The sequence below is a fragment of the Halobacillus sp. ABH2_015 genome (genome assembly GCF_056158945.1).
The window spans coordinates 1,915,344-1,938,851 of sequence record NZ_JBSWUG010000002.1; the positions used below are offsets into that span (position 1 = coordinate 1,915,344).

A 23,508-nucleotide genomic window follows, 5' to 3' on the forward strand; every position below is an offset into this window, starting at 1 on the left:
ATACAGAAACATTACTTCTCTTTAGGTTCTTTTGGCTTCATCATTGTAAAGGATATGAGTTCCCCCCAGCTCCGTCCTTTTTTATCCAATACGGATGTTGCAGCAGAGACAAACAGCCACCATCCATTGGTCAACAGAACCGGGCCGAATCCAAGAACAGCTCTTATCATGGATTGAAACACATGAGGGCTTCCTCCATGCGTCGAAACGACAGACATATTTGTCAGCAGCATGCCTAACGTTCTCCCCTGTAAGAATAATGGCAGAACTATCAACATGGTCAGATGGATCGTGATAAAGGCCTGCCAGAATACAGGGTTGGGATCAAATCCCCTCCCGGTGTCCTCTAGATACGTGTATAGAGCAGCCCCTGTTCCGGATAGGAGCAGCTCCCCGCCAAATCCCAGAAATTTCAAAAACAAGTACTTCGGGCGCATAATCTTCCCTCCTTGTACGTATCCTATGGATTCTTTCCGGAAAAGGTCAGCCCATTATTCCGTCTTTTGTCACGCTTGTAAGCCATCATGAAGTGACAGTTTCGTTAACGTTCGACATCATGAGATGATTTTCAAGCGGATTTTTTATATACTATTCCTGCAGTCTATTATGAGATGGGGTTTTACTTTGGAAATAAAAAAAGATTTTAATTATGTACCATGGGTGGTTGGATTGTCCATTGCTATCAATCTAATTGTCGTGGCCTTGTTGTTCCTCCCGGAAATTGGAAGCGAGACCAGCTTTGACATTACACTGCTCCCATTACTTAATGCCGTATTCAATTCCTTCACATTCGTGTTTCTGCTGGCGGCTTTATTCATGATTATCCGAAAGAATATTACGTGGCATAAACGATTCATTTTTGCTGCCTTTACAACAACAGCATTGTTTTTAGTTTCATATCTCACGTACCATTCCATGTCTGAATCAACGTCCTTCGGCGGCGAGGGTCTGGTGGCAGGTATTTATTACTTTATTCTGATCACCCACATTGTGCTGGCCGCACTTATTGTACCCCTTGCCCTGTTAACACTGTTCAGAGGTCTGGCAATGAAAGTGGATAAACATAGGAAAATCGCCCGCTGGACGATGCCGATCTGGCTTTATGTCAGTTTGACAGGCGTCGTTGTCTATTTAATGATTTCTCCTTATTACTAAAACGAGTCACGTGTCTTTGGATACGTGGCTTTTTTCTTTTTTATATTACAAAAACAATAAGTAAACGGGAAAAGTTGGCTATTTCCCGAGATATTTGTTATTGTAGAATAACAGCCGGTAGGGATTGAATCCGGTTACGTCTATGAAAATATAATGAGCACATGTCCAACCAGCTTACGGCCATAAGGAGACTAACTAATGGACATTCTTAACTTTATCAAGGAAGAAGGATTTACGTCTGCAAGATTCCAATCGTTCGCAGGGAAAGATACGCTCATTCAATTGAACCGGATTACGGATATGAAGGAACTATTCGGCCTGCTTGATATGAACCCGACAACTGTGCGGTACTATCCTTATGAAAAACTTCCTTATCTGGACTGCTCTCAGAATGAAGACAACTTAAAACTAAGATTATTTAAGCCATAAAAATAACCGGGATACATAACACATGTATCCCGGTTTTCTTTATTCCTTTATATTCAGGGAAAAAGATAATTCACGAAAAGTGGTCAGGTTTAAACGAGGGGTGTCTCCTTCAGGTCATCCACTGAGCAGACGCTTGTAAAACACTGTTTGATTCAGCCATCAATAACATCGACACCAATACTCCCGGTCACATGGACGTTCACCTCATGGACAAGGATGACCACAAAACCAGCACTTGCTGCTCAGTAAAGCAAACAGGATCCCAATAACCTCTCTTTTTCCAACATCTACGTCCGACAGAGGCGCTACAGCCTCTCTTCCGTTTTACCATTCCCCTTGAAAAGCATGGATAATTTTCCAACGCTGAACCGCCGTAATTCCTTTCCACTGTTGTTCAGCTGCAGCAAAAGCTTTTGTTCCGTCTCCCCAGTCCCAGCTGATATCCCAGATGCCTTCTTCCTTCAGCGTTTTCAAATAATAACGGATGTTTTCCAAAACTAAAGGTTTGTATTTAGCATACAACGGATGCTGTGGGGACGATATTATGTCAGTCGGAAGCGCACCGTACCCACTTCCCCATTCCGAAGGATCCTGACTGAAACAGTTCTCGCCTAACGTAAGAAGGTGGGACTGCACCTGATCAAGCCCGTAAGGCATTTGATTATGGACGAGTCCTTTATGCTTGTCCACGGAGATTAGTAGATTTTGAAAACACTGCCATTCGTGGAAATCCATCTCACTGACACTCATCAAATGTTCAACAGCTTTAACGGCTCCAGCCACACCCGTTTTCCAGGCTTCTGTATCCCTTTGAGAGCAGTCGATGAGAAAACCGGCCAATTCCGCCCCCGGGTTAAACATCCAGTTGGACTGCACCCCTTCCCTCCACGACCACCAGGGCGCATGAGGAAAATGGTTGACTTCAGGAATAACCGAAGGCCACATCCCTGATTGACGATCGTATGAGCGAAGGAGGTAGGAAACCATCTGTTGAAGCAGCGGCTCTTTGGAAGATACATTCAATTCAGCAAGCACTTGGGAAGCTGCCCATGTGGCCATTGGAGACGAAGCTGGAAGTTGAAAATCCGGCTCAATTCCGTGACCAAAACCTCCATCTTCATTTTGGAACGCACTCAAGTATACGAGGACCTTTTCTTTAGGACCTCTTTCAAAAAGTGCTTCCCATCTGGCTGCTTCCAATGGACGTGCATACCGCTTCATCCACCTGCTTGTGCGATTCATGTGAGTGTTCATATCTGTCTTCCCCTTCCCATTGATGGTATCCCTTGTCTTCTGATTGTCCGACTCTTTTATTCCACTCAAGATATGACAGATTCTATTATCTTCAGCGTATCACGATTGGAAGATTTTGAAAATGAACTCTATCATTCGTATTCATAAAAAGGAGAATAAACATTTACAAATATTCCAACATCCGCTACGATAGAGTCAATACAAAAAACTGTATACATATGAGGCACTAGGGGAGCTGCTGCGAGCGGCTGAGAGGATGATCCGACCCTTGGCACCCGAACTAGATAATACTAGCGTGGGGAAGTGCAGCCGTTCTATCAATCAGGCCTTTACAGGTTTTATTCATCGATCAACGGACTGCATTCCCATGGGATGCAGTTTTTTTGTGTTTGGGTCTGTTATTGCTTGGTGTTGTTATTTAACATGTGAGCTCCTATCACCCCTTTCTGTCATGGGATTTGCAGGAGGCGGCCTTGGGAATGACTCCCTTTCCACGGGGTACCGTGAGCCTCCTCAAACTTCGTTCCCCGCGGAAAGCGGACAATTTTCTCTGCCATCCCATGCTCTGAGTAAACAACGGGCCGGACCCCTAATTCCAGACGGAGACGATTTAGTACTCGTTTAAAATAACAACAACAGACTTTAACAGAGCTTTGTGTTTAAAAAAAGGAGGAATGATGGATGAATCAAGTTTGTGGTACATCGAAAATTGCTGGATGTTCGTTTTCCATACATCCGATGAGTGATGAGTTTGCGGGTATAATTCTGGAAAGCTTAAAGGAAGTGGATACATCTAAAGTATGGCTCGATACCGATGATGTCTCTACGACGGTACGGGGGCGGATGGAACATATTTTTGATGTGACAAAGGCTATCCTTCTTCATGTATCCAAAGAAGGTGTTCATGCGGCTTTTCATGCGACTTATTCAATCGGGTGCCCGGGAGACTCGGCTGGAGACACGTATATGGCTGAATCCCTGCAACGGAGGAATGAAGACACTTCCCGCTCGATTACCCAGCCATTAGCAGCTAAGTTTTCGCTCTATCCAATGGGAGGGGACAGTTATATGGATACAATATACAAGCAGATTGAAGCGATGAAATCGAAGGGCATCCAAGTGACGCCCGCCCACTATTCTACAAGACTTGACGGAGATACCCATACGGTTTTCGAAGGGTTGGAAAACGTTTTCCGTGAGACAGAAGCTTCAGGGTCGTCTCACACCGTCATGACTGTATCGGTGTCGGTCAACAGCCCTTCCTCCAGGGGGAGCATCTTATGAAAAACTGGAAACTCAAAGAAATCGTTGTTCTATCTGTCTTGTCCGTCGTTTTCGCTGTCGTCTATCTCGCTTTCCTGCCTGTTGGAAAACTTCTCTCAGGTCTCTTTGGTCCAATCGGATATGATATTATCTTTGGTATCTGGTTTATCGTATCCATCATTGCCGCCTATATTTTACGCCGCCCGGGCGCAGCTTTTCTCTCTGAAACCATCGCAGCGACAATTGAAGTTCTGCTCGGGAATGCTTCCGGTCCCCTATTGATTCTAACGGGAATGATTCAGGGATTCGGAGCGGAAAGTGCGTTTGCTCTGACGCGTTACCGGTCTTATCATCTTTCTGTACTCATGCTCGCCGGCGTGATGGCTGCCGTTTTCAGTTTCGCATGGGGGTATTTCCAATCTGGATACGCTGCGTTAAGTGGTGGATACGTCGCTGCCATGCTGATTGTCCGTATGGTCAGCGGCGCTGTGATTTCCGGAGTATTGGGTAAAGCCGTGGCTGACGGACTTGCCCGTACCGGCGTCCTTTCCAGTTTTGCTCTCGGGCGGGAATTAAGAAAGAAGAAGGCTTCCTGATGAAGACGGCTGTACAATTGGAAAACCTGACGCTTACGTATGAAGAAAATGAAAAAACCGTATTGACGGATATCACCCTCTCCATCGAAAACGAACAGGACACCCTCATCCTTGGCCCGAGCGGTTCAGGAAAAAGCTCGCTTGTCCAATGTATAAACGGGCTTTACCCGGAGGATTTGGATGGCGAGATGAATGGGCGTGCTGCCATTTACGGACGTTCAACAAGCGACTTCAAACCGGGAGAGCTGGCTAAAACTGTTGGAAGTGTTTTTCAAGACCCCGAAACTCAATTTTGTATGCTGACCGTCGAGGATGAAATCGCCTTTGGTTTAGAAAACCTTCATGTACCTGCTGAGGAGATGGAACACAAAATAGATGATGTCCTTGCACAGGTGAATCTACTGGATAAAAAAACGTCGTTCATCCATCACTTGTCCGGCGGACAGAAGCAGAAACTGGCCCTTGCCTGTGTGCTGGTGATGGAGCCGGACATCCTTCTCCTGGATGAACCGACAGCTAATCTGGATCCGCAGTCTGCTCGTGATTTCATTACTATTCTGACTTCCATAAAAAAAACTAGAAGTCTCACCTTGATTGTGATCGAACACAGATTGGAAGGATGGCTGGAACTTCTCAAGCATGTCATTGTACTCCACTCCGATGGCGGGATTCTTACAAAGGGGCCGTTAAAAGAAGTCATCAATAACCAGGGCCGCGCCATCCACAATCAGGGGATCCGGCTTCCCTATGCTGTGCAGTACAGCATAGACGAAGACTGCCCTCCTCCCTATCCATTTACCCTGGAGGAGTTATCGCAGCGGAACATTGAAGTTCCATCAAATGTTCGTGACCCGAACAGACGCGGAAAGGCGCTCTTGGAATTATCCGATGTCCAGTGGAAACATATTTTAAAGGATCTCACTCTCTCCCTTTATGAAGGAGAATGGATTGCTGTGGTAGGGGCGAATGGAAGTGGAAAATCCAGTCTTTCCAAAATAATGGCCGGCATCACAAAGGCGGACAGAGGCACAGTGACTTGGAAAGGGACATCCATGAAAAAATGGAGAGCGGACAACTTACGGACACAGGTGGGGTACGTTTTTCAAAATCCGGAACACCAATTTGTAACCGATGAAGTGTTCGAGGAGATTGCTTTCAGTTTAAGGCAGCGGGGAACACCCGAATTGGAAATACGCCGGCAGGTTGAACATCTGCTCTCCCTGTGCCGATTGAATGGATTAGACAGGCATCATCCTTATCAGTTAAGTCAGGGGCAGAAACGCCGTTTAAGCGTGGCCACGATGATCGTGGAAAATCAATCGCTTCTTTTGCTGGATGAACCGACTTTCGGTCAGGATGCGGTCTCGACCCAACAACTGATGGCTCTGCTTGAGCAGCGCTTTCAACAAGGGACCACCTTATTGATGATCACACATGATATGGAGCTTGTTCACCAATATGCGACAAGGGTGATTGTGATGGAACAAGGAAGGATCGCTTACGATGGTCTCCCAGAACATCTTTGGAACGATAACCGACTTCCGGATTGGCCTGTTGAACCTCCCCTTCCTGTTCAACTGAATCGATTATTAATAGAAAGGAGCCGCTTTCATGTCCCTTCATACTCTTAATCCTGCCATGAAAGCCTGCACGATAATCGGACTCGTCTTTGTACTCGCCTTCTTATTCGATCCTGTAACCCCTTTCGTCTTCACAGGATTTACAATCGCTTTGACACTGATTTTCGGCAGGTTTCGGAAACGAGTATATGTCCTATACCTCTCCGCGTTCACCGTATTCGCCTTCGGCATGCTGTGGACGACCATTGCCTTTGCCGATGCACCAGCAAGTCCCGACGAGACTATCCGCCTTGCTGGGTTTCTGTTCCCAAAAGAAGATTTATTGATGGCTCTGGCGCTTTCCTTTCGTGTAATGGCCTTTGCCGCCTTATCTCTTTTGTTTGTATTTACGACAAACATGGTTCATTTCATATTAAGCCTCATTCAACAACTGAAACTGCCTCCCAAGCTTGCATATGGTCTGATGGCAGGATACCGTTTCCTTCCAATGATGAAAGAAGAATTCGATCAGATTCGGGCGGCCCACCGCATACGAGGAGTCACAGAATCCAAATCGCTCAAAGGAAAGTTTAAACAGTTGCAGCGCTATTCCATCCCTCTTTTGGCAGGCGCTGTCAGAAAAGCAGAACGAACAGCTGCTGCCATGGAGTCCAAAGGATTTACGGGGGAACGGTCACGTACGTTTTACAGACCGATGAAAATCAGCGCAAAGGACTGGGGGTTTCCTCTACTCATGTTTACGGTGCTGGGGGCATTGATCGTTCTGTCTATTCACTTAGACTATTTCCAATGGTACAACGGCCAGTTTTAAATCCATGTCCAGCTGGATACCTTCCCGGATATTATTAGAGAAGGATAGAGAGGGCGCCCACCCTCTCTATCCTTCTCTCCACTTTAAATAAAGCGCTTACCTATAACGACGAATTATTCTTCGTCGATGATGGACCGGATGTATGAGGCATCGTTTTGTGACAACTCCGAAAACCGGATACTATTCCACGTCTGTCCACTACGAATTCCAAGCACAGCCCTGTCTTCTTCAAACCAAACCCTTGCGTCCAGAATGCCGATGGACCGTTCCGGACTGATCAACTTCAAGGTTACATCAGGATTTTCCATGTCCACAGATGCCCCTTCCACCGGTTTTTGATGCAGCAGAATAGTGAGCACCGTATCCAGTTCAGCCTGATGTTCTCCATTATGAAGTGTGGCAGCCGTTTCTTTATTCTCCCCTGCTTTCACGGCAGTCAACGTATAGGAAGGTGTGTCACCAACATATACAGCAGCCGCATACCCTCCACCAAAAATAAGTCCAATACCGGCGATCCATAATAAAAGTTTCCCTATGTTCATTGGTTACACATCCCTACTTTAACGTTTACTGAATTCGGTACGCAGGATGGAATACATATAGGCATGATGATTTTCTCCATTTTGAAACAGGTAGCCCCGCAGCAGGCCCTCTCTAAGAAACCCCGTTTTCTCAAGCACTCTGGAGGAAGGAGTATTCGCCGGAAAGGTAACCGCTCCCACCCTGTATAGTCCTAAGTCATCGAACGCATAAGCTAGAACACGTGAAACGGCTTCCGTAATCAATCCCCTCTTCCAATAGCCGGGGTGCAGTTCATACCCTATTTCAGCTTTTCTCCCCCAGAGGCTTATATGACTCAGCCCCACCGTACCGATAAACTTTTCTTCTTCGCTGAGCAAAATGCCCCATCGGACAGCCTTTTCAGACTTAAATTGTTCTTTAAAGGTTTGAATCATTCCGTCAGCCTGATCCCGGTGGGTGAGCGAAGGCATCCCTATATACTTTGTCACTTCGTCTCTGGACAAGATGTGAAAATAGTCATCAATATATCCATCAGTCATTTCCACAAGACGCAGCCGTACTGTAGTCAATTCCTTAAACTCCATATCGTTCCCCCATCCGCCATCCTGAGCCTGTTCATCTGACTTTCAATCCCTTATATTCGAAAGGATACCATGCTGCCTGCCTTGTCATAATCGTTTATACGTACATAATAGCGGGGATCACTGGTTGACCCTTGCGAACCGGGCATTTCCATTACGACAGCCTTATGATGGATGACTCCTGTTCTTTTATTTGAAAACAGATAGGAAAATAAATGATTCATTTGCATTCAAGCATCTTCTTGACTTCTACTTTATCATAATTTTCCAACAACTATAACCCTGCCATATGGAATCAAAGAAGAATAGAATAAAAGATTGACGACTCCATGAGGTTGGAATATTATACAAGTGTAGACAGCTGAAAGAACGCTAACCAGCTCTTCATTATCTCGTGTGAAAAAACGAAAAAATAGCTATTCACCACTCACATCCATCCCCGGATGGAGTCATTTATTCTGATCATGAAGGAGAAATCAGCCTATGCTTGCCAAACTTTTCAGCTGGATCAAAACCGGATTTCCTCAAGTGGATCTAGTCTTATCAGGGAACCAATTCAAACCCGGCGATTCAGTCCAGGGCTCTTTTCACGTAAAAGGGGGACTCACCCATCAAACCATTCAACGTCTGGAATGTGACTTATTTAAAAAGGAAGCAGGAAGAAAACCAGCTTTTATACAGCCCATTACAACCATCTTAATGAATAGAGAACTTGATTCCAACGAAGAAACTGAGTACCCATTCCATTTCGTCCTGCCTGAAGACATGGAACAGACCTCTCCCGATATCGCCTATGTTCTGCAAACGAAACTTGTTCTCGGAAATAATCGTAAAACATCCGATACGGATGAAATTCGTATCACTCTCCTTCCTCATTAGGAGAAAGATCAAAAAAGCGTCACCCACCATGGATGACGCTTTTCAGCTGCGGGCGATTTAAAATTGAAAATCCCCCTCTTTCATCAGCAGGACTTCACTTCCATCCTCGTTTATGCCTGTTACTTCCATATCTCCAGTACCAAAGGTCACATTAACGGACAATAGCGACGTATTCAGCCCAGCTGTCTTCAACTCTTTCTCAGATTGGTTCATGCCGTTCTGAATATTGGAAGGAGAAGCATGTCCAATTCCGATATGACAGGATGTATTCTCATCAAACAGTGTGTTGTAAAAAAGAGTATCCTCTTGAGCAAGTGGGGATGTATGAGAGACGAGAGCGATTTCACCAAGGTATTGGGATCCCCCGTCTGTGTCAATGAGATGCTGCAGCACTTCCTGCCCTTCTGCCGCATAATAGTCCGTAATCCGCCCGTTTTTAAAAATCAGATAAAACCCATCGATAACACGTCCCCCATAAACTAGCGGTTTACTACCTGCCAGTCGCCCATTCACTTTATTTCTATGGGGAGCAGTAAATACTTCTTCGGTAGGAATGTTCGGAAAGAATGGGATATCTTCTTTATCTGAGACTCCCCCGCCGATATAGAGATGGTTTTCAGGTAGACCAACGTGTAAATCCGTTCCCCGGTTATTCTTAAAATGCAGGGATTCAAATTGGCTCTCATTCAGGAAATTCTTCCGGGACTCGAAGGCTGCATGGTGAGTTTCCCAATCCTTTACAGGGAAATCCCCGTCTGCCCGGGCTCCTTTTAAAATCGACGTCCACAAGGATTGTAAAGCTTCTTTTTTACGTAGGTTTGGGAATACCTTCAATGCCCAGTCAACACTCGGTACAGCGAGAAGACACCAGCGTATCTCGTGGGATCTAATCTTCGTGTGATAATCCCTCAATTTGGCACGAGAAGCTTTTTGAAAACAGGCCACCCTCTCAGCAGAAACCTCCTTAAACATTTCCGTATTCTCAGTAATAATATGGATATAAGCGGCGTCTGCCTCTTCCCATTCCCGAAAACGGGCGGCCTGCCAATCCGGATAGTACCCGATGATGCGATCTGGTGCATGTAAGAAAAATTCTTTGGCAGACTGTACATCAGTCCAATCGATATGTACATTTGATGCACCCGCCTTATAGGCTGCCGTTTGAATGAAACGTGCAAACGGTGCATTTTGGATATCACTATGAATAATCAACATCTGCTGTTTTTGTAGATTCACACCAACTTTTACAGCGAGTTCTGCGTACTTGTATAACGCTTCTTCACTTATACATTCATAGATTCCAGTAGTCATTTGATATCTCCCCAGAAGTAGTATGATGATAGATTCTCCTGCCGGGCTCTCTTCTGCTTTGATCTCCCAGCTTTTTATACATGTCTATTTCAATCTTTCTATCCTTAGCAAATTCCTTATAGAAGAGTTTTTCCTTTTCACCATTTTGATTGAAAGTTTCAATCCGGACCATATCACCTGCGTGAGTCCCTTTAATCATTTCTGAATGAATGGGGGGCTTTTTCACATCTTGCAGTCTTTGATTTAGAAGATCCAAAAAAACCTTCCTTTCATTGCATGAGATCAACAGGGAAAGCTGAACCATCAATTCTTAGAGTGGTTGAAACGGTTTCGTAAAATGAGAGATGAGGCGGCGAAAACAGCAAAAGAACCTGCTGATCCAGCAGCCAATAAGAGTTCAAAGTCCCCTGTTGGAGATTTAAATAATAAAGGAACAGATAGAATTAAAACCGCACCGCTAATACTTAAACCTAATATAGAGAAGGCCAATAACTGATTCACAAAAACACTCCTCCGTTATGACTGCTTATATTTTTTATAGATCCCGTTATGGCAGAAGGCGGGCTTTGGATATTTAAGATTTGCGCGAAAATGATATTTCCTTCAACCAGAGGGCGAGTTAACAAAGGTACTATTGATTGCATTCCTATTTAACATTGAATCCTTGTTCAATCCATGATCCTTTCACGTACTTCATTTCACCTTAAATGCAACAGCAAAGGACAGAATAGCAAAAAGCATAAAAAAGAAACAAAGAATGCCATAAGCTGCCCCTTCGAATCCCCTGATGTTAACAAATCCAATATAAAAAAGGATAAGAGCTGCAATACTCAATAAAGCTCCGGGTAACATCCTGATAAACAGAGAAAAACCCTTTTTGCTGAACCACCAAGTAAGACCCAATACAAGGATCTCTGGAAAGAATGATACGAGTAAAGGTCCGTAAATCATCATAAAATTCCCTCCATTTTATTATGTCTATGTGGTTCATATGATACCATAAAATGGATATTAACAGGTTGCATACGGAACCTAAGTGCATAGATTATCTAATAAGACCTTCCCCTCGCTTGTTAAAAATGCAAAGCAGTATTGACATCACGGAATACGGTGTAGGAAAGTAAAACCATTTCCATTCCTATTCCTTTTATTTTCTGAAATACCTTCATGGATTCGAACATCAGTTTGAGAGCTTTGATTCCGAAAGATACAAAGGGAAGATCTTTTGTTAAACAAAAGATCTTCCCTTTTTCAAATGATTATTGGGTGAGGGCACGGGGGTGTTCAGTGGTGATGACTGCGCGCCAAAGATCTACTAGAGCAGGGGCTCGGATGACACCCACCGATAAGCGATACGTTAACGCAACCACGACATGCGGGGCAGCGATTGTTTCTCAACAGACAAAAAGCCGCTGCCTAAGCAGCGGCTCTTTTACTACAATAGGATTTCCTTATCCAACGTTCTGATCAGATACAGGAAGATCCTCTTGTTTTCCTTTTTTCATAAGTTTATCAGCAATCGCAGTAATGGCTCCATCGCCTGTAACGTTCGTTGCTGTACCAAAGCTGTCTTGAGCCAGGTAGAGAGCAATAATTAAGGAAACCATGGTGGAATCGAATCCTAACATCGATTCGAGGAGGCCGATAGCTGCCATAACTGCTCCTCCCGGCACACCCGGGGCTGCAATCATTGTAATTCCTACCATAAGAATGAATGGAAATACATCAGCAAATGTTGTTGCTTGTCCCAGCATATACATAACCGCCATGGCACAGCTGGTAATTGTGATTGTACTTCCTGCTAAGTGGACATTCGCAAGTAACGGTACAGCAAAATCTGCGACACGTTCGCGCACTCCCATTTTCTTCACTTGTTTTAATGTCACTGGAATCGTAGCTGCCGAGGACTGCGTTCCTAGTGCTGTAAAGTAGGCAGGCGTCATTTTCTTCAATAGACTGAATGGATTTCTGCCATGCATACTGCCCGCAATACCATAGATAACGACAAGATAAAGCAGGTGCAGAGCTATGATCATCAAGAACACTTTTGCGAATACACTTAAAATCGTACCGACTTGTCCTGCATACGTCATATTCGCAAAGATTCCAAATATATGAAACGGTAAGAGAGGAATAATGATGTTCTCTATCACCTTTTGGATAATGGAACGAAATTCATTCATGACATGTAACAAAGAATCGCCTTGAACAGCCGTCATTCCAACTCCTAATAGGAAAGATAATATAAGTGCGGCCATGACGCCCATAATTGGAGTCATTTCAACTGAAAAAGGTGCTTCCACCAGGGATTCCTCGGGATTAGCAAAAGCCGCTCCACTTTGTCCCTGCAAAAAAGATGGATACAGGTTCCTGGCGAATAAGAAAGCCGCTGTACCTGCCAGAACTGTGGAGACATAGGCTAATCCAGTCGTCAGACCCAGCATCTTTCCTGCCCCCCGGCCCATTGATGCAATCCCAGGCGCAATAAAACCGAGAATGATTAACGGGATGACAAAGCTTAGGAAATTACCGAATAAACCTGTGAATGTTGCAGCGATTTCAATCAGGATTTCCGGTGCAAACTGTCCTATAATGATCCCCAGCGCTATTGCCAGGACAATCCTTACTAATAATGGTATTCTTTTCATCTCCCTCTTCCTTTCTCCATTTGTAAAAATTTAACGAGTTAATGTGTTATAGAATAAATCATGGTTTATACACTACCTTTTTTTCTATGGTTTGTGAAGTATAAAAAACAACAAAAACAATGGATAGTAAAGAATAAAGCTACGGGCTCATGTTACCGACCTTCGGCGTCCGGTTACAGCTGTTCAGGTCATCCATTGACCTTCGAGCACCGCACCACAGCTCTAATAATGCACTCTATAAAAACAAAAGCGTCATCCTCCAGGGATGACGCCTTTTTATGCGGCAGCTCTTTCTTCCTGATTCTTTTTGATTTTGGAAATGGCGTGGATATTGATTAAAATTCCTGCAGAGAACATCATCATCAATAACGAGGTTCCACCAAAACTGACAAACGGAAGCGGAACTCCCGTCAAAGGAATCAAACCTGTCAATCCTCCCAGGTTGATAACAGCCTGAATGCCGATTAAACCGGAAACACCGATAGACAGCAGCCTTCCGAAGGTATCATGACTGTTCATACTGACATAAAAACCACGCAGGACGATAAGAGCGATCAGTCCGATCACAACAGCCACTCCAATAATCCCCAGTTCTTCCGCTACAACGGCCATAATAAAGTCGGTATGCGCTTCCGGCAGATAGCCAAGCTTTTGCACCCCGGCTCCGAGGCCTGTACCGATAATCCCGCCGTTATGGATAGCGAGATAGGAATTAATCAGCTGGTAGCCTGCGTCATCCGCATATTCAAAGGGTTGGTAGGCACCATCAAACCGGGAGAGCTGTTCTTCACTCAAACCGAATTGGTACATCGTAACGGCAGCCACTAAAACGAGACCGAGCATAAAGAACAAATGGGACTTCTTCAAGCCGCTGGACATAATGATCAATCCGGAAACAGCCAGAGCGATTACTGCTGTGCCCAAGTCCGGCTGCTTTAAAATCATAGCCACGACAAGCATTGTAATGATCATTGGAGGAAGCAGTCCTCGTGTGAAATCCTGTATGTAGCTGCTTTTTTTCGTATAAATAGCAGCCAAGTAGATAATCAGGGACATTTTTGCGAGTTCCGCCGGCTGAAAGCGTCCGATCAGCGGGAGGCTGATCCAGGACTGAGCGTTGTTGGTCGTTTGTCCAATGACAAAAACCATCCCTAGTAGAATGACGGTCACCAGTAAAATGAGTTTAAATAAACGGCGGTAGTTTTTATACGGAAAGATGATCCCGAAAAATAAAGCGCCGATTCCCAGACCCCAGGAAAGCAGCTGTTTTTCAAAGAAATATCCGGGGGTTACGTCATACACCATGACACCACTGACCATGCTCGCGCTGTATACCATGACAGTACCAAAGGCGGAAAGCGCCAGTACGGCGAAAAGGATTGAAAAATCGATGTTCTTTAAGATTCTGACTATCATTGGTAACCCTCTTTCATTTTGGTGCTGATAGATAAATTATAAGGGTTCTCCCCATGTAAAAAAAGCATTCCTTTTAAATTAAATCAAAAGTCTTTATAATATCGATGAGAATGGTAGGAGGTTTGTGGAATGATCTATCTTTATGTCGGCTTCGGTGGGTTTATTGGGGCATCCCTGAGGTACTTGATTGGTCTTTTATACGTAAATACGAGTGGATTTCCTTATTCCACCCTTTTTGTGAATCTGTCCGGCAGCTTTCTGCTGGCTTGGATGACCGCAGGACTGATCAACAAATATCAGCTGACGGCTGAGTGGAAAGCTTTTCTGGGCACCGGACTCATTGGATCTTATACGACGTTTTCCACTTTGACAGCAGATGCGCTTTCGCTGTATCAGCATGGCAGTGAATGGGAGAGCCTTCTCTATATAAGTCTGAGCATCGGGGGCGGATTTTTATGCTCTTTCCTTGGATTCCACCTCGCAGGGAGGAAGACTGGATGACGATACTGTTAGTACTCCTGGCAGGGGCAGGTGGATTCATTGGAGCTGTCCTGCGCTATACCATAAGTAAATGGATCAACAAACGGACGTCCTCTTCCTTTCCTTGGGCCACTTTTGCTGTCAATATGACTGGTTCCTTTATGCTCGGTACAACAGCAGGCCTGCATCTTTCAGAAACATGGATAACTTTGGCCGGAACAGGGATCATGGGAGGTTTGACCACGTTCTCCACGTTTAAACTGGAAGCCCTCCACCTCCACAGGGGAAGGGAATGGAAAACACTTGCAGCTTATACCATTGTCAGCTATACCTTGGGCCTGTTCCTGTATATCATTGGGTATTCCTTCCCTTCCCTGCTGTTACACCTTTAACTGATGGGGCCCGCTTCTTTCCAGTACGACTCTATCTCATCCTGAAGGGGCCCTTTATAATCAGAAATTCCCACCAGCTGGACGACTTCATTAACGAGGTGCTCTGTCTCCTGCAGCGCCTGTGCAGGAGATGCCTCAAAGATATAAGTCAACCTCTCAGACATCCTTTCGGGTTTAACGTCCATCTGCTCCAGGGTATCTTTCATCCATTTAAAGGAAGGGTGTTTGACGTACATCTGGTTTAATCCGTGAAGAATACCGAAAAGATTGTGATGAACCCCGCACATGACAGAATAAAACATCAGCCAGTCCTCTCTTTCACACAACGCCTTACGACTGCGCCAAGGACTGCCAAAATCCAGATGGATTTTGATCATCTTTTCCGCTAAGGCTTCCGGATAAACATTCATCTCCTCCTTCAGTATCTCTCCTACATGATGGCCGTGTAATACGACCCCGTCCTGAACAGCTGCAAGAAGGCACTGCTTTTCATAACTCACATCCAGCTTTTCCTTTACATCATGGATCACCTCTGAAATCGTCCTCGTTAAAAAGCTGCTGATTTCAAACTTCACCCCGCTTTCATCGTGATACGTTTCAGACCACTCCCCCTCTTCATAAGGGTAAAACGTACGAAGGATTCCGTTCCCTCTTTTCACCGGACCCATGCGGTCGGAATCACTCGGCGGCTCTTTCCACAACACATGCAGTTCAATATCAGAATGATGATCACCCAGGTTCCTGGACACAGAACCGGCTAAAATGACAGCTTGCACGTTGTCATTTTCCTGATAGAAGGACGCCATGTATATCAAACAAATCCCTCCTCCTTTTTCCGTTTTCATTTTCCTTGCCCTGCAAGCAGACCTTCATACTCCGGCAGGGAATAAGGTCTGCAAAGAAAAACCCGCACGATGATCCCATGTTTCACCGTACGGGTGTTATTTTCAGATTCGATTTTACCAAGCTTTAGGTTTATAAAGCTTTATACCATATATTCATATCTTCGAGTCCACTGCCGATCATACTGTTTTGAATCATACATCCCCCGAACGTGAAGCCCTGCTGTCTTGCCACGATATTCATCCCCATGGAAGCTGCACGCGTATAGGAGAACATCGTCTGGACGCCGAGATGTTTCATTTTTTCTTCCAGGTGTGGGTACTGACAGGATAAAAGACCTTTTCCTCTATGAGAAGGAAGAGTTGCGCAGTCTGTAAATTCCGCTGCATTAAATTCAGGAAATAGATCAGCGGAACAGGAGCTCACCAGCTGATGCCCGTCATGAATAAGGGAAAAATAAACATCTTCTTTCATCAGCTGTTTAATATAGGAAGGGTCATGAATAGGGGTTGGGTATTTCGGAAAAACCTCCCGGTACAGCTCGGCCATTTCCTCTGCATCCTGCTCTTCTGCCCATCGGATATCATACCCTTCAGGCAGGGGCCTACCCCCGGTCTGCTCCTGAATGTTTAATTCCTTGAGGCGAGGAATCACATTGCCCGTGCCGGCTCTCCCTCTGTCAGGATTCAAATACCTGGCATAAATCAGCGCATCCTCCCCTTGGAAAAAACCTTGGATTTCACCTTCATATATAAAGGAATGCTCCTCTGCAATCGATGTTTCTTTTTGATCCGCCCGCACATAGAAAATGATTTTATCGCAGTCGTTATCCAGAGCCGTCTGAGAAAGGTCATCCAGTTCTTCCTCAGTGATCCAGTCTGGAAGCTTGTACACCTTGATCCGCTTATTGACAGGTTCCAAATGAACATCATCGTTTTCCAAAAGCGTTTGAACAGAAAGATCCACCTTAGACATCATCACTTTTTCTCCCCTTTATGAGTTTCAAGTCAGCTTCATTCACTTGTACTCTTTTATTTTACAGGGGCCTGGATAAAGAAGGAATATGTCTCGAGGGACTAATTATGACGACATTTGTAGAATTTCCGAGAGTGCATCGTCAATGGCAGGATATTCAAAGGAAAATCCCGCTTTGACCAGACGATCCGGAATGACCCAGCGGCTTTTCAACACCAATTCAGTTTCTGTGCGGATAAATGCAGAACCCAGCTCAAGCATCCACTTCGAAGCGGAAAGTCCAGAACTCCGCCCCATTTGCTCCCGCATGATTTCCATGAAATGTTCGTTACTGACCGGCCCGGGGGCTGAACAGTTAAAAGCACCGGTTAAATCAGACCGATCTTTCAGGAATAACACAATCCTGAACAAATCTTCCACGTGAATCCAGCTGAACATCTGCTTCCCACTCCCTTGGACACCACCGAGACCAAACTTGACTAAATTTTTATAAGGGCCCATCACACCTCCCTCTTTACCGAGAACGATCGCTGTCCGAAGCGCGACCCTGCGGACTCCAGGCAGGCTGTGGGCATAGAAGTGATCCTCCCAGGTCGATGCGACATTGACGGAAAACCCACTCCCTGTTTCCCCTGACTCCTCCGTCATCGGCCGGTCTTCCGCATGCCGGTAAATCGTAGCTGTACTCGAGTTCATCCACACTTCCGGCGGGTGGGAACACGCTTTAAGAGCTTTACTTAGAACATGCGTCGTCATGACGCGTGAGATCATAATTTCGTTTTGATTACGTGGATGATACCGGCAGTTCACAGATTTGCCTGCCAGGTTCACCAACAGATCGGCTCCCTCCAGAGCCTGAACAATCCCGTCAAAGTCTTCCCAGTGAATATACCCGGGCTGCCTGGAAATCGTACAGGTTTCAACCCCCATCTCTTCAAATCGCTGCTTAAAATACCTGCCGATAAATCCAGTTCCTCCAGCCAATACCACTTTTTTCATATGTAAACCACCTTCCTGAAAAATAATGAGCGCGCAATGCTCCTTCCTGCGGCTTGTAAGCCATAGGTTTATTTTACCATGAAGGTTACGTTCTTTTCTTGAATTGGCGGGCATGAGATTTGGCAAAATCAATGATCCGCGCATACGTATCTTCGTCAAAATCTTTTTTGGTTGTATTAAAAAGGGCAGCACTATCCTCATCGATGATCTTTATCCTCGCCCCTCCACGGACGTAAAGCGTGACGTAAAGAAAGGGCTCTTTCATGCCCAGTGCCTTTTTCAGTTCAGGTGCAAAATCAGCAGTGATCAAGAGTCTGTCCTCCACCTGCTTCAAGGACAGCTGGCTGAGGAACTGCAGGTTTTCGATTTCTTTCCATACCATGTTTACGCACTCCCTGTTTTTTCTTTTCCTTACCAATATCGTCTTCTTTTAAACATCACAACCACTCCTTCTGTTGAGCGGCCGCTGATAACATGTGGCGCCACCAGTATAACGCCGGGATGTTCATCTTGTTTGAAATTTATGTAAAAATTAAGAAAAGAGGGGGCGCCCCCCCTCTTTGGCTGTAGAAAAGGCCTGTGTTAACCAGTTAGAGGTATCCATTTGTCGTGGGAAGGGTCACATTCCGCTTTTCGGTGGATGAATGCCACGGGCACGCCCTACGCAGGATCCCAGATTAAGCAGAACGGCATGGGCTGCGCTATGGCCGCTTGCGTGGAAAACAAAAAGGGAAAGAACAGGCACTGATAACGGCTGCCTGAAGGAATATGAAAAAAATTGTCCTCCATCCAGTAAGGGTGAGCGGGGGGAAGGAGAATCTTGTTTGATTTTCAAGAACTCCCAGGGAACGGTGCCCCTTCCACTCCTGCGGAAGAACGAGTGGGCCGAGATCGCCGAGCGGTTTTTTTGCGAGGAAGCTCGGGCGCTCGTCCGCGGAAAGGGAAGGGGCTTTCGCTCCTGGCGGTAAGAAAGAAAAAAGCTTATAAAGAAACAGGGGTTTCTTTATAAGCTGAGAGGGGGCGTCCCCCTCTCTTTTCCTACACTTTATGATTCTTTTCTGTAATAACCACTCCCCGCTTCGCCATTTCCGTGATATAAAAATCACCGGGAACAACTCTTTCGGGAGGATGGACCCCACGCTTTGTGATCCGGCCGCTTCCGATCATCTGGGCAGCAACGGATATCGTATTAGCGGTCGCTCTTGCCATCGCCGTTACATTGGCTTCCCTGTCTTTATACGTGATCATTTCATAGCAGCAGGATTGGTCTGCCCCATCCTTCTGTCCTTCTACAAGGACTCTTAAAAGTACAGCGTCATCCTTTTCTTTTAGTTCTAAAAGAGGATCGATGCTTTTCAGGAGAACTTTTCTCGTATTGATTTTCCTCCCGTCTACTTCCACTACGTTCCCTGCCCTTGTGAGGTTCAGGTCGACGAGCAGCTTCATCTTCGCTGCATGACCAGGGTAACGGATCGTTTTATATTCCAGCGTTTCAATATCCGGGTAGGATTGAAGCAGCGTCGATGTCCCTCCGGAAGTGTGAAAAGCCTCCAGAGGGCCGAAACGGTCAAAGTAGATCGGCTCTATTTCTGTCAGAGATTCCACTTCTTCCAGTTTCCCTTTTCTTATTATCGTAGAAGGATCGGAATAGTGGTCCAGCAGTCCTTCCATAGAAAAGACATGATTATACTCAAGCGGAGGCTCAGGGCGGACAGGAATCCCCCCGACGTACAGCTTTATCCCACTCAAGCTGTCCAGTTTTGATGCGCCATACCCTGAAAGGATATTGATCATCCCGGGGGCTACACCGAGGTCAGGGATGATGGTAACCCCTGCCTTTCGGGCGGATTCATCCAGTTCAAGCACACGGTCGGTAATGTGACCGATATGACCTCCTAGATCGACGGAGTGGACACCTGCCTTCACTGCTGTACGCGCAACAATTTCGTTAAACGAATAAAACAAGGCATTGATCACGACATCGTAGTCCTGCAAAAAGCTCTCCAGCTGCTGTTCATTGCCTGCATCAACCTGATAGGCCGAAAGCTTTGGAGAATGCAGCGTATTAACGACAGCCTCGGCTCTTCTCTGATCAATATCAGCCAGACCGACATGTGTTACACCAGGACTGTGAACAAGGTCTCTGGCCGCTTCCTTTCCCATGAGACCGGATCCTAAAACAGCCACCTTCATTGGATCACTCCTTCTGCCCGTTATGAACCTTCCTCAACATCAATCTGCGCCCGCTGCAGGCGGCCGCTGAAATCGACATAAACGGCCTTCCATTCTGTGAATACATCAAGAGCCGCTACTCCGGAATCTCTATGACCGTTGCCCGTGCCTTTTGTTCCGCCAAACGGAAGGTGGATCTCAGCACCTGTCGTTCCCGCGTTCACATAAACGATTCCTGTGTCGAGATCCCGTTGGGCGGCAAACACTCGGTTTACATCTTTAGTGAAAATCGAACTGGACAGGCCGAATTCCACTTGATTATTGATATGAACCGCTTCTTCAAAGCTTTTAACAGGAATAAGGGATACCACCGGCCCGAAAATTTCTTCACGGGCAATCCGCATGTCCGGGGTAACATCTGTGAAAATGGTCGGGGCGAAGTAACAGCCGTTTTTCAATGGGCCTTGGTCCATCACAGAACCTCCTGCAAGAAGCTTTGCCCCTTCTCGTTTCCCAATGTCTACGTACTGCTGAATTTTTTCGAGGCCGCCTCGATTGATAATCGGCCCCACCTTTATCGACTCATCAAGGCCGCTGCCTATTGTCAGCTTTGCCGTTTCCTTGAGCAGCCGCTCCTCCAGCTCTTTTTTAACGTTCTCGTGCACCATGACACGGCTGCAGGCGGTGCAGCGCTGTCCACTTGTGCCGAACGCACTCCACAAAATCCCTTCGACCGCAAGGGATAAGTCAGCGTCATCCATGACGATCACACCATTTTTACCGCCCATTTCCAATGACACTTTCTTCAGGCGGCTTCCGCACTTTCCAGCAATGTGCCTGCCAACTTCGTTCGATCCGGTAAAGGATATAACACGGATGTCATCCTCTTCGATCATCGCTTCCCCTACGGTGGAACCGGATCCGAACACAACGTTCAGGACACCTTCAGGAAGGCCGGCTTCCTGAAGAATCCCTGCCAGTTCAAAGGCCATGAACGGGGTTTCGGTTGCAGGTTTCCAAACGACGGCATTTCCAGCAACGATGGCAGGAAAGGACTTCCACGTTGCTATGGCAATGGGAAAGTTCCAAGGGGTAATAATTCCGACGACACCTACTGGGGCACGGACGCTCATAGCAAACTTATCCTTCAGCTCGGAAGGAGTCGTCTGTCCAAACAGGCGCCGTCCTTCTCCAGCCATATAGAATGCCATGTCGATCCCTTCCTGCACCTCCCCACGCGCCTCTTCAATGACTTTACCGTTTTCCATCGTCAGCAGACGAGCCAGATACTCTTTTTTCTCCTTCATGATCAAGCCTGCTTTATAAAGGACCTCCGCCCGCTGCGGTGCAGGAACAAGCGCCCATTTCTTCTGGGCAGAAACGGCCGCCCTGGTCGCCGCCTTGACGTCCTCTGCGTTGGACAACGGAACGTCGGCTAGTATTTCTGAATCAGCCGGATTATACACCTTGGTCATTTTTTCTGTAGAAGGTGCCTTCCATTCACCATTGATAAAGTTCTTTAACTTTTTTACCTGGGTGATTTCCACGTGCTCACTCCTCTTGGTTACTGATTTGACCGGAGACTTGAAATGGTCCGGTTCAGGGAAATCTGCTCTGGATCACATTCAATTTCAATGACTACAGGGACGTTCGACTGTAGAGCTTTTTCCAAGGCTCCGTCGAATTCCTCCACTGTTTGTACATAGAAACCTTCCGCTCCCATATGACGGGCTATTTTACTGAACCGGACCTCCCCAAGGTCTGTTCCTGCGACCTGATGCGGGTAATGCATTTCCTGATGCATGCGGATGGTTCCGTACATACGATTGTTAAAGACAAGACTGATTACAGGAATGTTGTATCTGACGGCGGTCTCCACTTCCTGCATGGTCATCATAAACCCTCCATCTCCGGAGAGAGAAACGACGATTTTTTCAGGAGATGCCAGCTTCACTCCAAGGGCTGCGGGAAGTCCGTAGCCCATAGCCCCGGAAGTCGGCCCCACATAGGAATGGGGATGACGAAATACAAAAAACGAATGAAGCCATCCCGCAAAATTACCAGCATCGTTGGTAATCACACTGTTTTCTTTAAGTCTGTTCTGCAAACAATCAATAACCCGGCCATTCAACATCTGCCTTCCAGCATTGGTCAGCGTGCGTTCATATTTCAACCGCCTTTGTTCCGCCCAAGAAACCCATCCGGCGGGAACATCCATGGATTCCAGCTTTTTCAATGTTTGTCGTGCGTCAGCGGCCACCCCAAGGAACGGCGGATGCACACGTCCAATCGTCTGTTCATCGATATCTATATGAATGACCTTATGGTCGGGAGTGAGAAGCTTATAGTCCTGTGTTGTAATTTCTGATAAACGGGTGCCGATCGCAACAATCGTATCCGCTTGACGGACCGTTTCCAGAATGTCCGCATCGGTCCCTAACCCGAGGTGACCGGCATATAAACGGTGGTCGTTTGGAAAGCTGTCATGTCTGCGGAAGGCCGTAACGACAGGAAGGCTGAAACGTTCCGCGAAAGAGACCAGCTCTTGTTCTGCGCCTGCACGCTTAATCCCGCCCCCGGCAATCACAACCGGACGGACAGCGGACTTCAAGGCAGTCTTTACGGCTTCTACTTCCTCTTCAGAAGGTGCAGGTGCAGGTATGGTAACCGCCGGACCGAATGTCATAAGGGCTTCTTTTTTCAAAACATCCTCAGGCAGCGAAACCACCACCGGCCCGGGCCGCCCTGTCTGTGCAATCCGGAAGGCACGCTGAATGATTTCTGCTGTCCGGGGCGGCTCTCTGATTTCAGCCACCCACTTCGCGATAGGTTTGAAAAAGGCTTCCAAATCCACTTCCTGAAACCCTTCACGCCCCTTGAAGCTGGAATGCACCTGTCCAAGAAGAACGACAAGAGGCGTGGAGTCCTGCGCAGCCGTATGGACACCAATGGCAAGGTTGGCCGCTCCAACTCCTCTAGTGGCCATGACGACACCTGGGCAGGATCCCGCTTTCCCATAGGCTTCCGCCATAAACGATGCACCACCTTCATGCCTGGCGGAAATCAACTGCATGGAACGTTCCCTTGATATGGCATCCAGCACCGGTAGAAAACTCTCACCCGGGACACAAAAGATGTGTCGGACACCTTCCATTTTTATACACTCCACAATGGCCCTGGCACTGGACATAACCGCTTGCTT

Annotated in this window: 26 protein-coding genes and 1 riboswitch; of the genes, 9 read left to right on the top strand and 17 right to left on the bottom strand. The window is 46.4% G+C overall.

Annotated elements, in window-relative coordinates:
- Positions 1-11 precede the first annotated feature (11 nt).
- Entirely contained in the window at positions 12-437 is a 426-nt protein-coding gene (locus tag ACXAD6_RS10190) for an RDD family protein (protein ID WP_474968775.1), read from the bottom strand.
- A 169-nt stretch (positions 438-606) separates the two neighbouring features.
- On the opposite strand from ACXAD6_RS10190, the gene ACXAD6_RS10195 reads away from it, so the two are divergent.
- Both ACXAD6_RS10195 and ACXAD6_RS10200 read left to right on the top strand, forming a co-directional pair.
- Positions 607-1,155, top strand: coding sequence for a DUF420 domain-containing protein (locus tag ACXAD6_RS10195; RefSeq protein WP_474968776.1), 549 nt, complete (start codon positions 607-609; stop codon positions 1,153-1,155).
- Positions 1,156-1,353: 198 nt separating this feature from the next.
- The gene (locus tag ACXAD6_RS10200) at positions 1,354-1,584 is read left to right on the top strand and encodes a hypothetical protein (RefSeq protein ID WP_027954522.1); all 231 of its coding nucleotides are present in this window, start codon (positions 1,354-1,356) and stop codon (positions 1,582-1,584) included.
- A gap of 324 nt (positions 1,585-1,908) precedes the next feature.
- Here the strand turns inward: ACXAD6_RS10200 and ACXAD6_RS10205 are convergent, their stop codons facing one another.
- Positions 1,909-2,838 (bottom strand): hypothetical protein, encoded by a 930-nt coding sequence (locus ACXAD6_RS10205; protein WP_474968777.1) that lies wholly within the window; start codon positions 2,836-2,838, stop codon positions 1,909-1,911.
- A 218-nt stretch (positions 2,839-3,056) separates the two neighbouring features.
- Positions 3,057-3,157, top strand: a riboswitch (TPP riboswitch).
- A gap of 362 nt (positions 3,158-3,519) precedes the next feature.
- Between ACXAD6_RS10205 and ACXAD6_RS10210 the strand changes: the two genes are divergently transcribed.
- The 4 genes from ACXAD6_RS10210 to ACXAD6_RS10225 are packed head-to-tail and all read left to right on the top strand — an operon-like array spanning position 3,520 to position 7,088.
- On the top strand, positions 3,520-4,122 hold the full coding sequence (locus ACXAD6_RS10210) for a YkoF family thiamine/hydroxymethylpyrimidine-binding protein (RefSeq protein ID WP_474968778.1): 603 nt from the start codon (positions 3,520-3,522) through the stop codon (positions 4,120-4,122).
- Complete coding sequence (locus ACXAD6_RS10215) at positions 4,119-4,697, top strand: ECF transporter S component (protein WP_474968779.1); 579 nt, start codon at positions 4,119-4,121, stop codon at positions 4,695-4,697. The genes ACXAD6_RS10210 and ACXAD6_RS10215 overlap by 4 nt, the downstream gene beginning before the upstream one ends.
- Positions 4,697-6,328: an ABC transporter ATP-binding protein gene (locus ACXAD6_RS10220; protein ID WP_474968780.1), complete on the top strand. Its 1,632-nt coding sequence runs from the start codon at positions 4,697-4,699 to the stop codon at positions 6,326-6,328. The genes ACXAD6_RS10215 and ACXAD6_RS10220 overlap by 1 nt, the downstream gene beginning before the upstream one ends.
- Positions 6,309-7,088: an energy-coupling factor transporter transmembrane component T family protein gene (locus ACXAD6_RS10225; RefSeq protein ID WP_474968781.1), complete on the top strand. Its 780-nt coding sequence runs from the start codon at positions 6,309-6,311 to the stop codon at positions 7,086-7,088. Before ACXAD6_RS10220 ends, ACXAD6_RS10225 begins: the two co-directional genes overlap by 20 nt.
- A gap of 113 nt (positions 7,089-7,201) precedes the next feature.
- Here ACXAD6_RS10225 and ACXAD6_RS10230 read toward each other — a convergent pair whose 3' ends face one another.
- Both ACXAD6_RS10230 and ACXAD6_RS10235 read right to left on the bottom strand, forming a co-directional pair.
- Entirely contained in the window at positions 7,202-7,630 is a 429-nt protein-coding gene (locus ACXAD6_RS10230) for a hypothetical protein (RefSeq protein ID WP_474968782.1), read from the bottom strand.
- An 18-nt stretch (positions 7,631-7,648) separates the two neighbouring features.
- On the bottom strand, positions 7,649-8,194 hold the full coding sequence (locus ACXAD6_RS10235; RefSeq protein ID WP_474968783.1) for a GNAT family N-acetyltransferase: 546 nt from the start codon (positions 8,192-8,194) through the stop codon (positions 7,649-7,651).
- 480 nt (positions 8,195-8,674) lie between these two features.
- Here ACXAD6_RS10235 and ACXAD6_RS10240 point away from each other — a divergent pair, with 480 nt between their 5' ends.
- On the top strand, positions 8,675-9,070 hold the full coding sequence (locus ACXAD6_RS10240; RefSeq protein WP_474968784.1) for a sporulation protein: 396 nt from the start codon (positions 8,675-8,677) through the stop codon (positions 9,068-9,070).
- A 57-nt stretch (positions 9,071-9,127) separates the two neighbouring features.
- Here ACXAD6_RS10240 and ACXAD6_RS10245 read toward each other — a convergent pair whose 3' ends face one another.
- From ACXAD6_RS10245 to ACXAD6_RS10270, 6 genes are all read right to left on the bottom strand, one after another.
- Positions 9,128-10,381: an aminopeptidase gene (locus tag ACXAD6_RS10245; RefSeq protein WP_474968785.1), complete on the bottom strand. Its 1,254-nt coding sequence runs from the start codon at positions 10,379-10,381 to the stop codon at positions 9,128-9,130.
- Entirely contained in the window at positions 10,362-10,685 is a 324-nt protein-coding gene (locus tag ACXAD6_RS10250) for a hypothetical protein (protein ID WP_474968786.1), read from the bottom strand. Before ACXAD6_RS10250 ends, ACXAD6_RS10245 begins: the two co-directional genes overlap by 20 nt.
- The gene (locus ACXAD6_RS10255) at positions 10,685-10,882 is read right to left on the bottom strand and encodes a hypothetical protein (RefSeq protein WP_474968787.1); all 198 of its coding nucleotides are present in this window, start codon (positions 10,880-10,882) and stop codon (positions 10,685-10,687) included. The genes ACXAD6_RS10250 and ACXAD6_RS10255 overlap by 1 nt, the downstream gene beginning before the upstream one ends.
- 192 nt (positions 10,883-11,074) lie before the next feature.
- Positions 11,075-11,335, bottom strand: coding sequence for a YesK family protein (locus ACXAD6_RS10260; RefSeq protein WP_474968788.1), 261 nt, complete (start codon positions 11,333-11,335; stop codon positions 11,075-11,077).
- 497 nt (positions 11,336-11,832) lie between these two features.
- Positions 11,833-13,029, bottom strand: a complete 1,197-nt coding sequence (locus ACXAD6_RS10265) for a dicarboxylate/amino acid:cation symporter (protein WP_474968789.1) — start codon at positions 13,027-13,029, stop codon at positions 11,833-11,835.
- A gap of 276 nt (positions 13,030-13,305) precedes the next feature.
- On the bottom strand, positions 13,306-14,445 hold the full coding sequence (locus ACXAD6_RS10270; protein WP_474968790.1) for an FtsW/RodA/SpoVE family cell cycle protein: 1,140 nt from the start codon (positions 14,443-14,445) through the stop codon (positions 13,306-13,308).
- Between the two features lie 129 nt (positions 14,446-14,574).
- On the opposite strand from ACXAD6_RS10270, the gene ACXAD6_RS10275 reads away from it, so the two are divergent.
- Positions 14,575-14,946: a fluoride efflux transporter FluC gene (locus ACXAD6_RS10275; RefSeq protein ID WP_474968791.1), complete on the top strand. Its 372-nt coding sequence runs from the start codon at positions 14,575-14,577 to the stop codon at positions 14,944-14,946.
- Entirely contained in the window at positions 14,943-15,317 is a 375-nt protein-coding gene (locus ACXAD6_RS10280) for a fluoride efflux transporter FluC (protein ID WP_474968792.1), read from the top strand. The genes ACXAD6_RS10275 and ACXAD6_RS10280 overlap by 4 nt, the downstream gene beginning before the upstream one ends.
- Here ACXAD6_RS10280 and ACXAD6_RS10285 read toward each other — a convergent pair.
- From ACXAD6_RS10285 to ACXAD6_RS10315, 7 genes are all read right to left on the bottom strand, one after another.
- Positions 15,314-16,123, bottom strand: coding sequence for a DUF4037 domain-containing protein (locus tag ACXAD6_RS10285; protein ID WP_474970403.1), 810 nt, complete (start codon positions 16,121-16,123; stop codon positions 15,314-15,316). The genes ACXAD6_RS10280 and ACXAD6_RS10285 overlap by 4 nt on opposite strands.
- Before the next feature lie 169 nt (positions 16,124-16,292).
- A complete protein-coding gene (gene ablB, locus ACXAD6_RS10290) occupies positions 16,293-17,138 on the bottom strand; it encodes a putative beta-lysine N-acetyltransferase (RefSeq protein WP_474968793.1) in 846 nt (281 codons plus the stop codon).
- Positions 17,139-17,240: 102 nt separating this feature from the next.
- Positions 17,241-18,134 carry a TIGR01777 family oxidoreductase gene (locus ACXAD6_RS10295; RefSeq protein WP_474968794.1) on the bottom strand — a complete coding sequence of 298 codons (894 nt, stop codon included), beginning with the start codon at positions 18,132-18,134 and terminating at the stop codon, positions 17,241-17,243.
- An 85-nt stretch (positions 18,135-18,219) separates the two neighbouring features.
- Complete coding sequence (locus tag ACXAD6_RS10300; RefSeq protein ID WP_474968795.1) at positions 18,220-18,516, bottom strand: hypothetical protein; 297 nt, start codon at positions 18,514-18,516, stop codon at positions 18,220-18,222.
- A gap of 656 nt (positions 18,517-19,172) precedes the next feature.
- Positions 19,173-20,327, bottom strand: coding sequence for a saccharopine dehydrogenase family protein (locus ACXAD6_RS10305; protein ID WP_474968796.1), 1,155 nt, complete (start codon positions 20,325-20,327; stop codon positions 19,173-19,175).
- A 20-nt stretch (positions 20,328-20,347) separates the two neighbouring features.
- Positions 20,348-21,853: an aldehyde dehydrogenase family protein gene (locus ACXAD6_RS10310; RefSeq protein ID WP_474968797.1), complete on the bottom strand. Its 1,506-nt coding sequence runs from the start codon at positions 21,851-21,853 to the stop codon at positions 20,348-20,350.
- Positions 21,854-21,870: 17 nt separating this feature from the next.
- Positions 21,871-23,496, bottom strand: coding sequence for a thiamine pyrophosphate-dependent enzyme (locus tag ACXAD6_RS10315; RefSeq protein WP_474970404.1), 1,626 nt, complete (start codon positions 23,494-23,496; stop codon positions 21,871-21,873).
- Positions 23,497-23,508: the final 12 nt, after the last annotated feature.

Coding starts and splice junctions, on each gene's coding strand:
- ACXAD6_RS10210 (WP_474968778.1), top strand. CDS start 3,520: ATGAATCAAGTTTGTGGTACATCGAAAATTGCTGGATGTTCGTTTTCC.
- ACXAD6_RS10265 (WP_474968789.1), bottom strand. CDS start 13,029: ATGAAAAGAATACCATTATTAGTAAGGATTGTCCTGGCAATAGCGCTG.
- ACXAD6_RS10305 (WP_474968796.1), bottom strand. CDS start 20,327: ATGAAGGTGGCTGTTTTAGGATCCGGTCTCATGGGAAAGGAAGCGGCC.
- ACXAD6_RS10275 (WP_474968791.1), top strand. CDS start 14,575: ATGATCTATCTTTATGTCGGCTTCGGTGGGTTTATTGGGGCATCCCTG.
- ACXAD6_RS10285 (WP_474970403.1), bottom strand. CDS start 16,123: ATGGCGTCCTTCTATCAGGAAAATGACAACGTGCAAGCTGTCATTTTA.
- ACXAD6_RS10250 (WP_474968786.1), bottom strand. CDS start 10,685: ATGGTTCAGCTTTCCCTGTTGATCTCATGCAATGAAAGGAAGGTTTTT.
- ACXAD6_RS10230 (WP_474968782.1), bottom strand. CDS start 7,630: ATGAACATAGGGAAACTTTTATTATGGATCGCCGGTATTGGACTTATT.
- ACXAD6_RS10225 (WP_474968781.1), top strand. CDS start 6,309: ATGTCCCTTCATACTCTTAATCCTGCCATGAAAGCCTGCACGATAATC.
- ablB (WP_474968793.1), bottom strand. CDS start 17,138: ATGATGTCTAAGGTGGATCTTTCTGTTCAAACGCTTTTGGAAAACGAT.
- ACXAD6_RS10200 (WP_027954522.1), top strand. CDS start 1,354: ATGGACATTCTTAACTTTATCAAGGAAGAAGGATTTACGTCTGCAAGA.
- ACXAD6_RS10295 (WP_474968794.1), bottom strand. CDS start 18,134: ATGAAAAAAGTGGTATTGGCTGGAGGAACTGGATTTATCGGCAGGTAT.
- ACXAD6_RS10300 (WP_474968795.1), bottom strand. CDS start 18,516: ATGGTATGGAAAGAAATCGAAAACCTGCAGTTCCTCAGCCAGCTGTCC.
- ACXAD6_RS10270 (WP_474968790.1), bottom strand. CDS start 14,445: ATGATAGTCAGAATCTTAAAGAACATCGATTTTTCAATCCTTTTCGCC.
- ACXAD6_RS10190 (WP_474968775.1), bottom strand. CDS start 437: ATGCGCCCGAAGTACTTGTTTTTGAAATTTCTGGGATTTGGCGGGGAG.
- ACXAD6_RS10260 (WP_474968788.1), bottom strand. CDS start 11,335: ATGATGATTTACGGACCTTTACTCGTATCATTCTTTCCAGAGATCCTT.
- ACXAD6_RS10195 (WP_474968776.1), top strand. CDS start 607: ATGAGATGGGGTTTTACTTTGGAAATAAAAAAAGATTTTAATTATGTA.
- ACXAD6_RS10315 (WP_474970404.1), bottom strand. CDS start 23,496: ATGTCCAGTGCCAGGGCCATTGTGGAGTGTATAAAAATGGAAGGTGTC.
- ACXAD6_RS10215 (WP_474968779.1), top strand. CDS start 4,119: ATGAAAAACTGGAAACTCAAAGAAATCGTTGTTCTATCTGTCTTGTCC.
- ACXAD6_RS10235 (WP_474968783.1), bottom strand. CDS start 8,194: ATGGAGTTTAAGGAATTGACTACAGTACGGCTGCGTCTTGTGGAAATG.
- ACXAD6_RS10245 (WP_474968785.1), bottom strand. CDS start 10,381: ATGACTACTGGAATCTATGAATGTATAAGTGAAGAAGCGTTATACAAG.
- ACXAD6_RS10220 (WP_474968780.1), top strand. CDS start 4,697: ATGAAGACGGCTGTACAATTGGAAAACCTGACGCTTACGTATGAAGAA.
- ACXAD6_RS10280 (WP_474968792.1), top strand. CDS start 14,943: ATGACGATACTGTTAGTACTCCTGGCAGGGGCAGGTGGATTCATTGGA.
- ACXAD6_RS10205 (WP_474968777.1), bottom strand. CDS start 2,838: ATGAACACTCACATGAATCGCACAAGCAGGTGGATGAAGCGGTATGCA.
- ACXAD6_RS10240 (WP_474968784.1), top strand. CDS start 8,675: ATGCTTGCCAAACTTTTCAGCTGGATCAAAACCGGATTTCCTCAAGTG.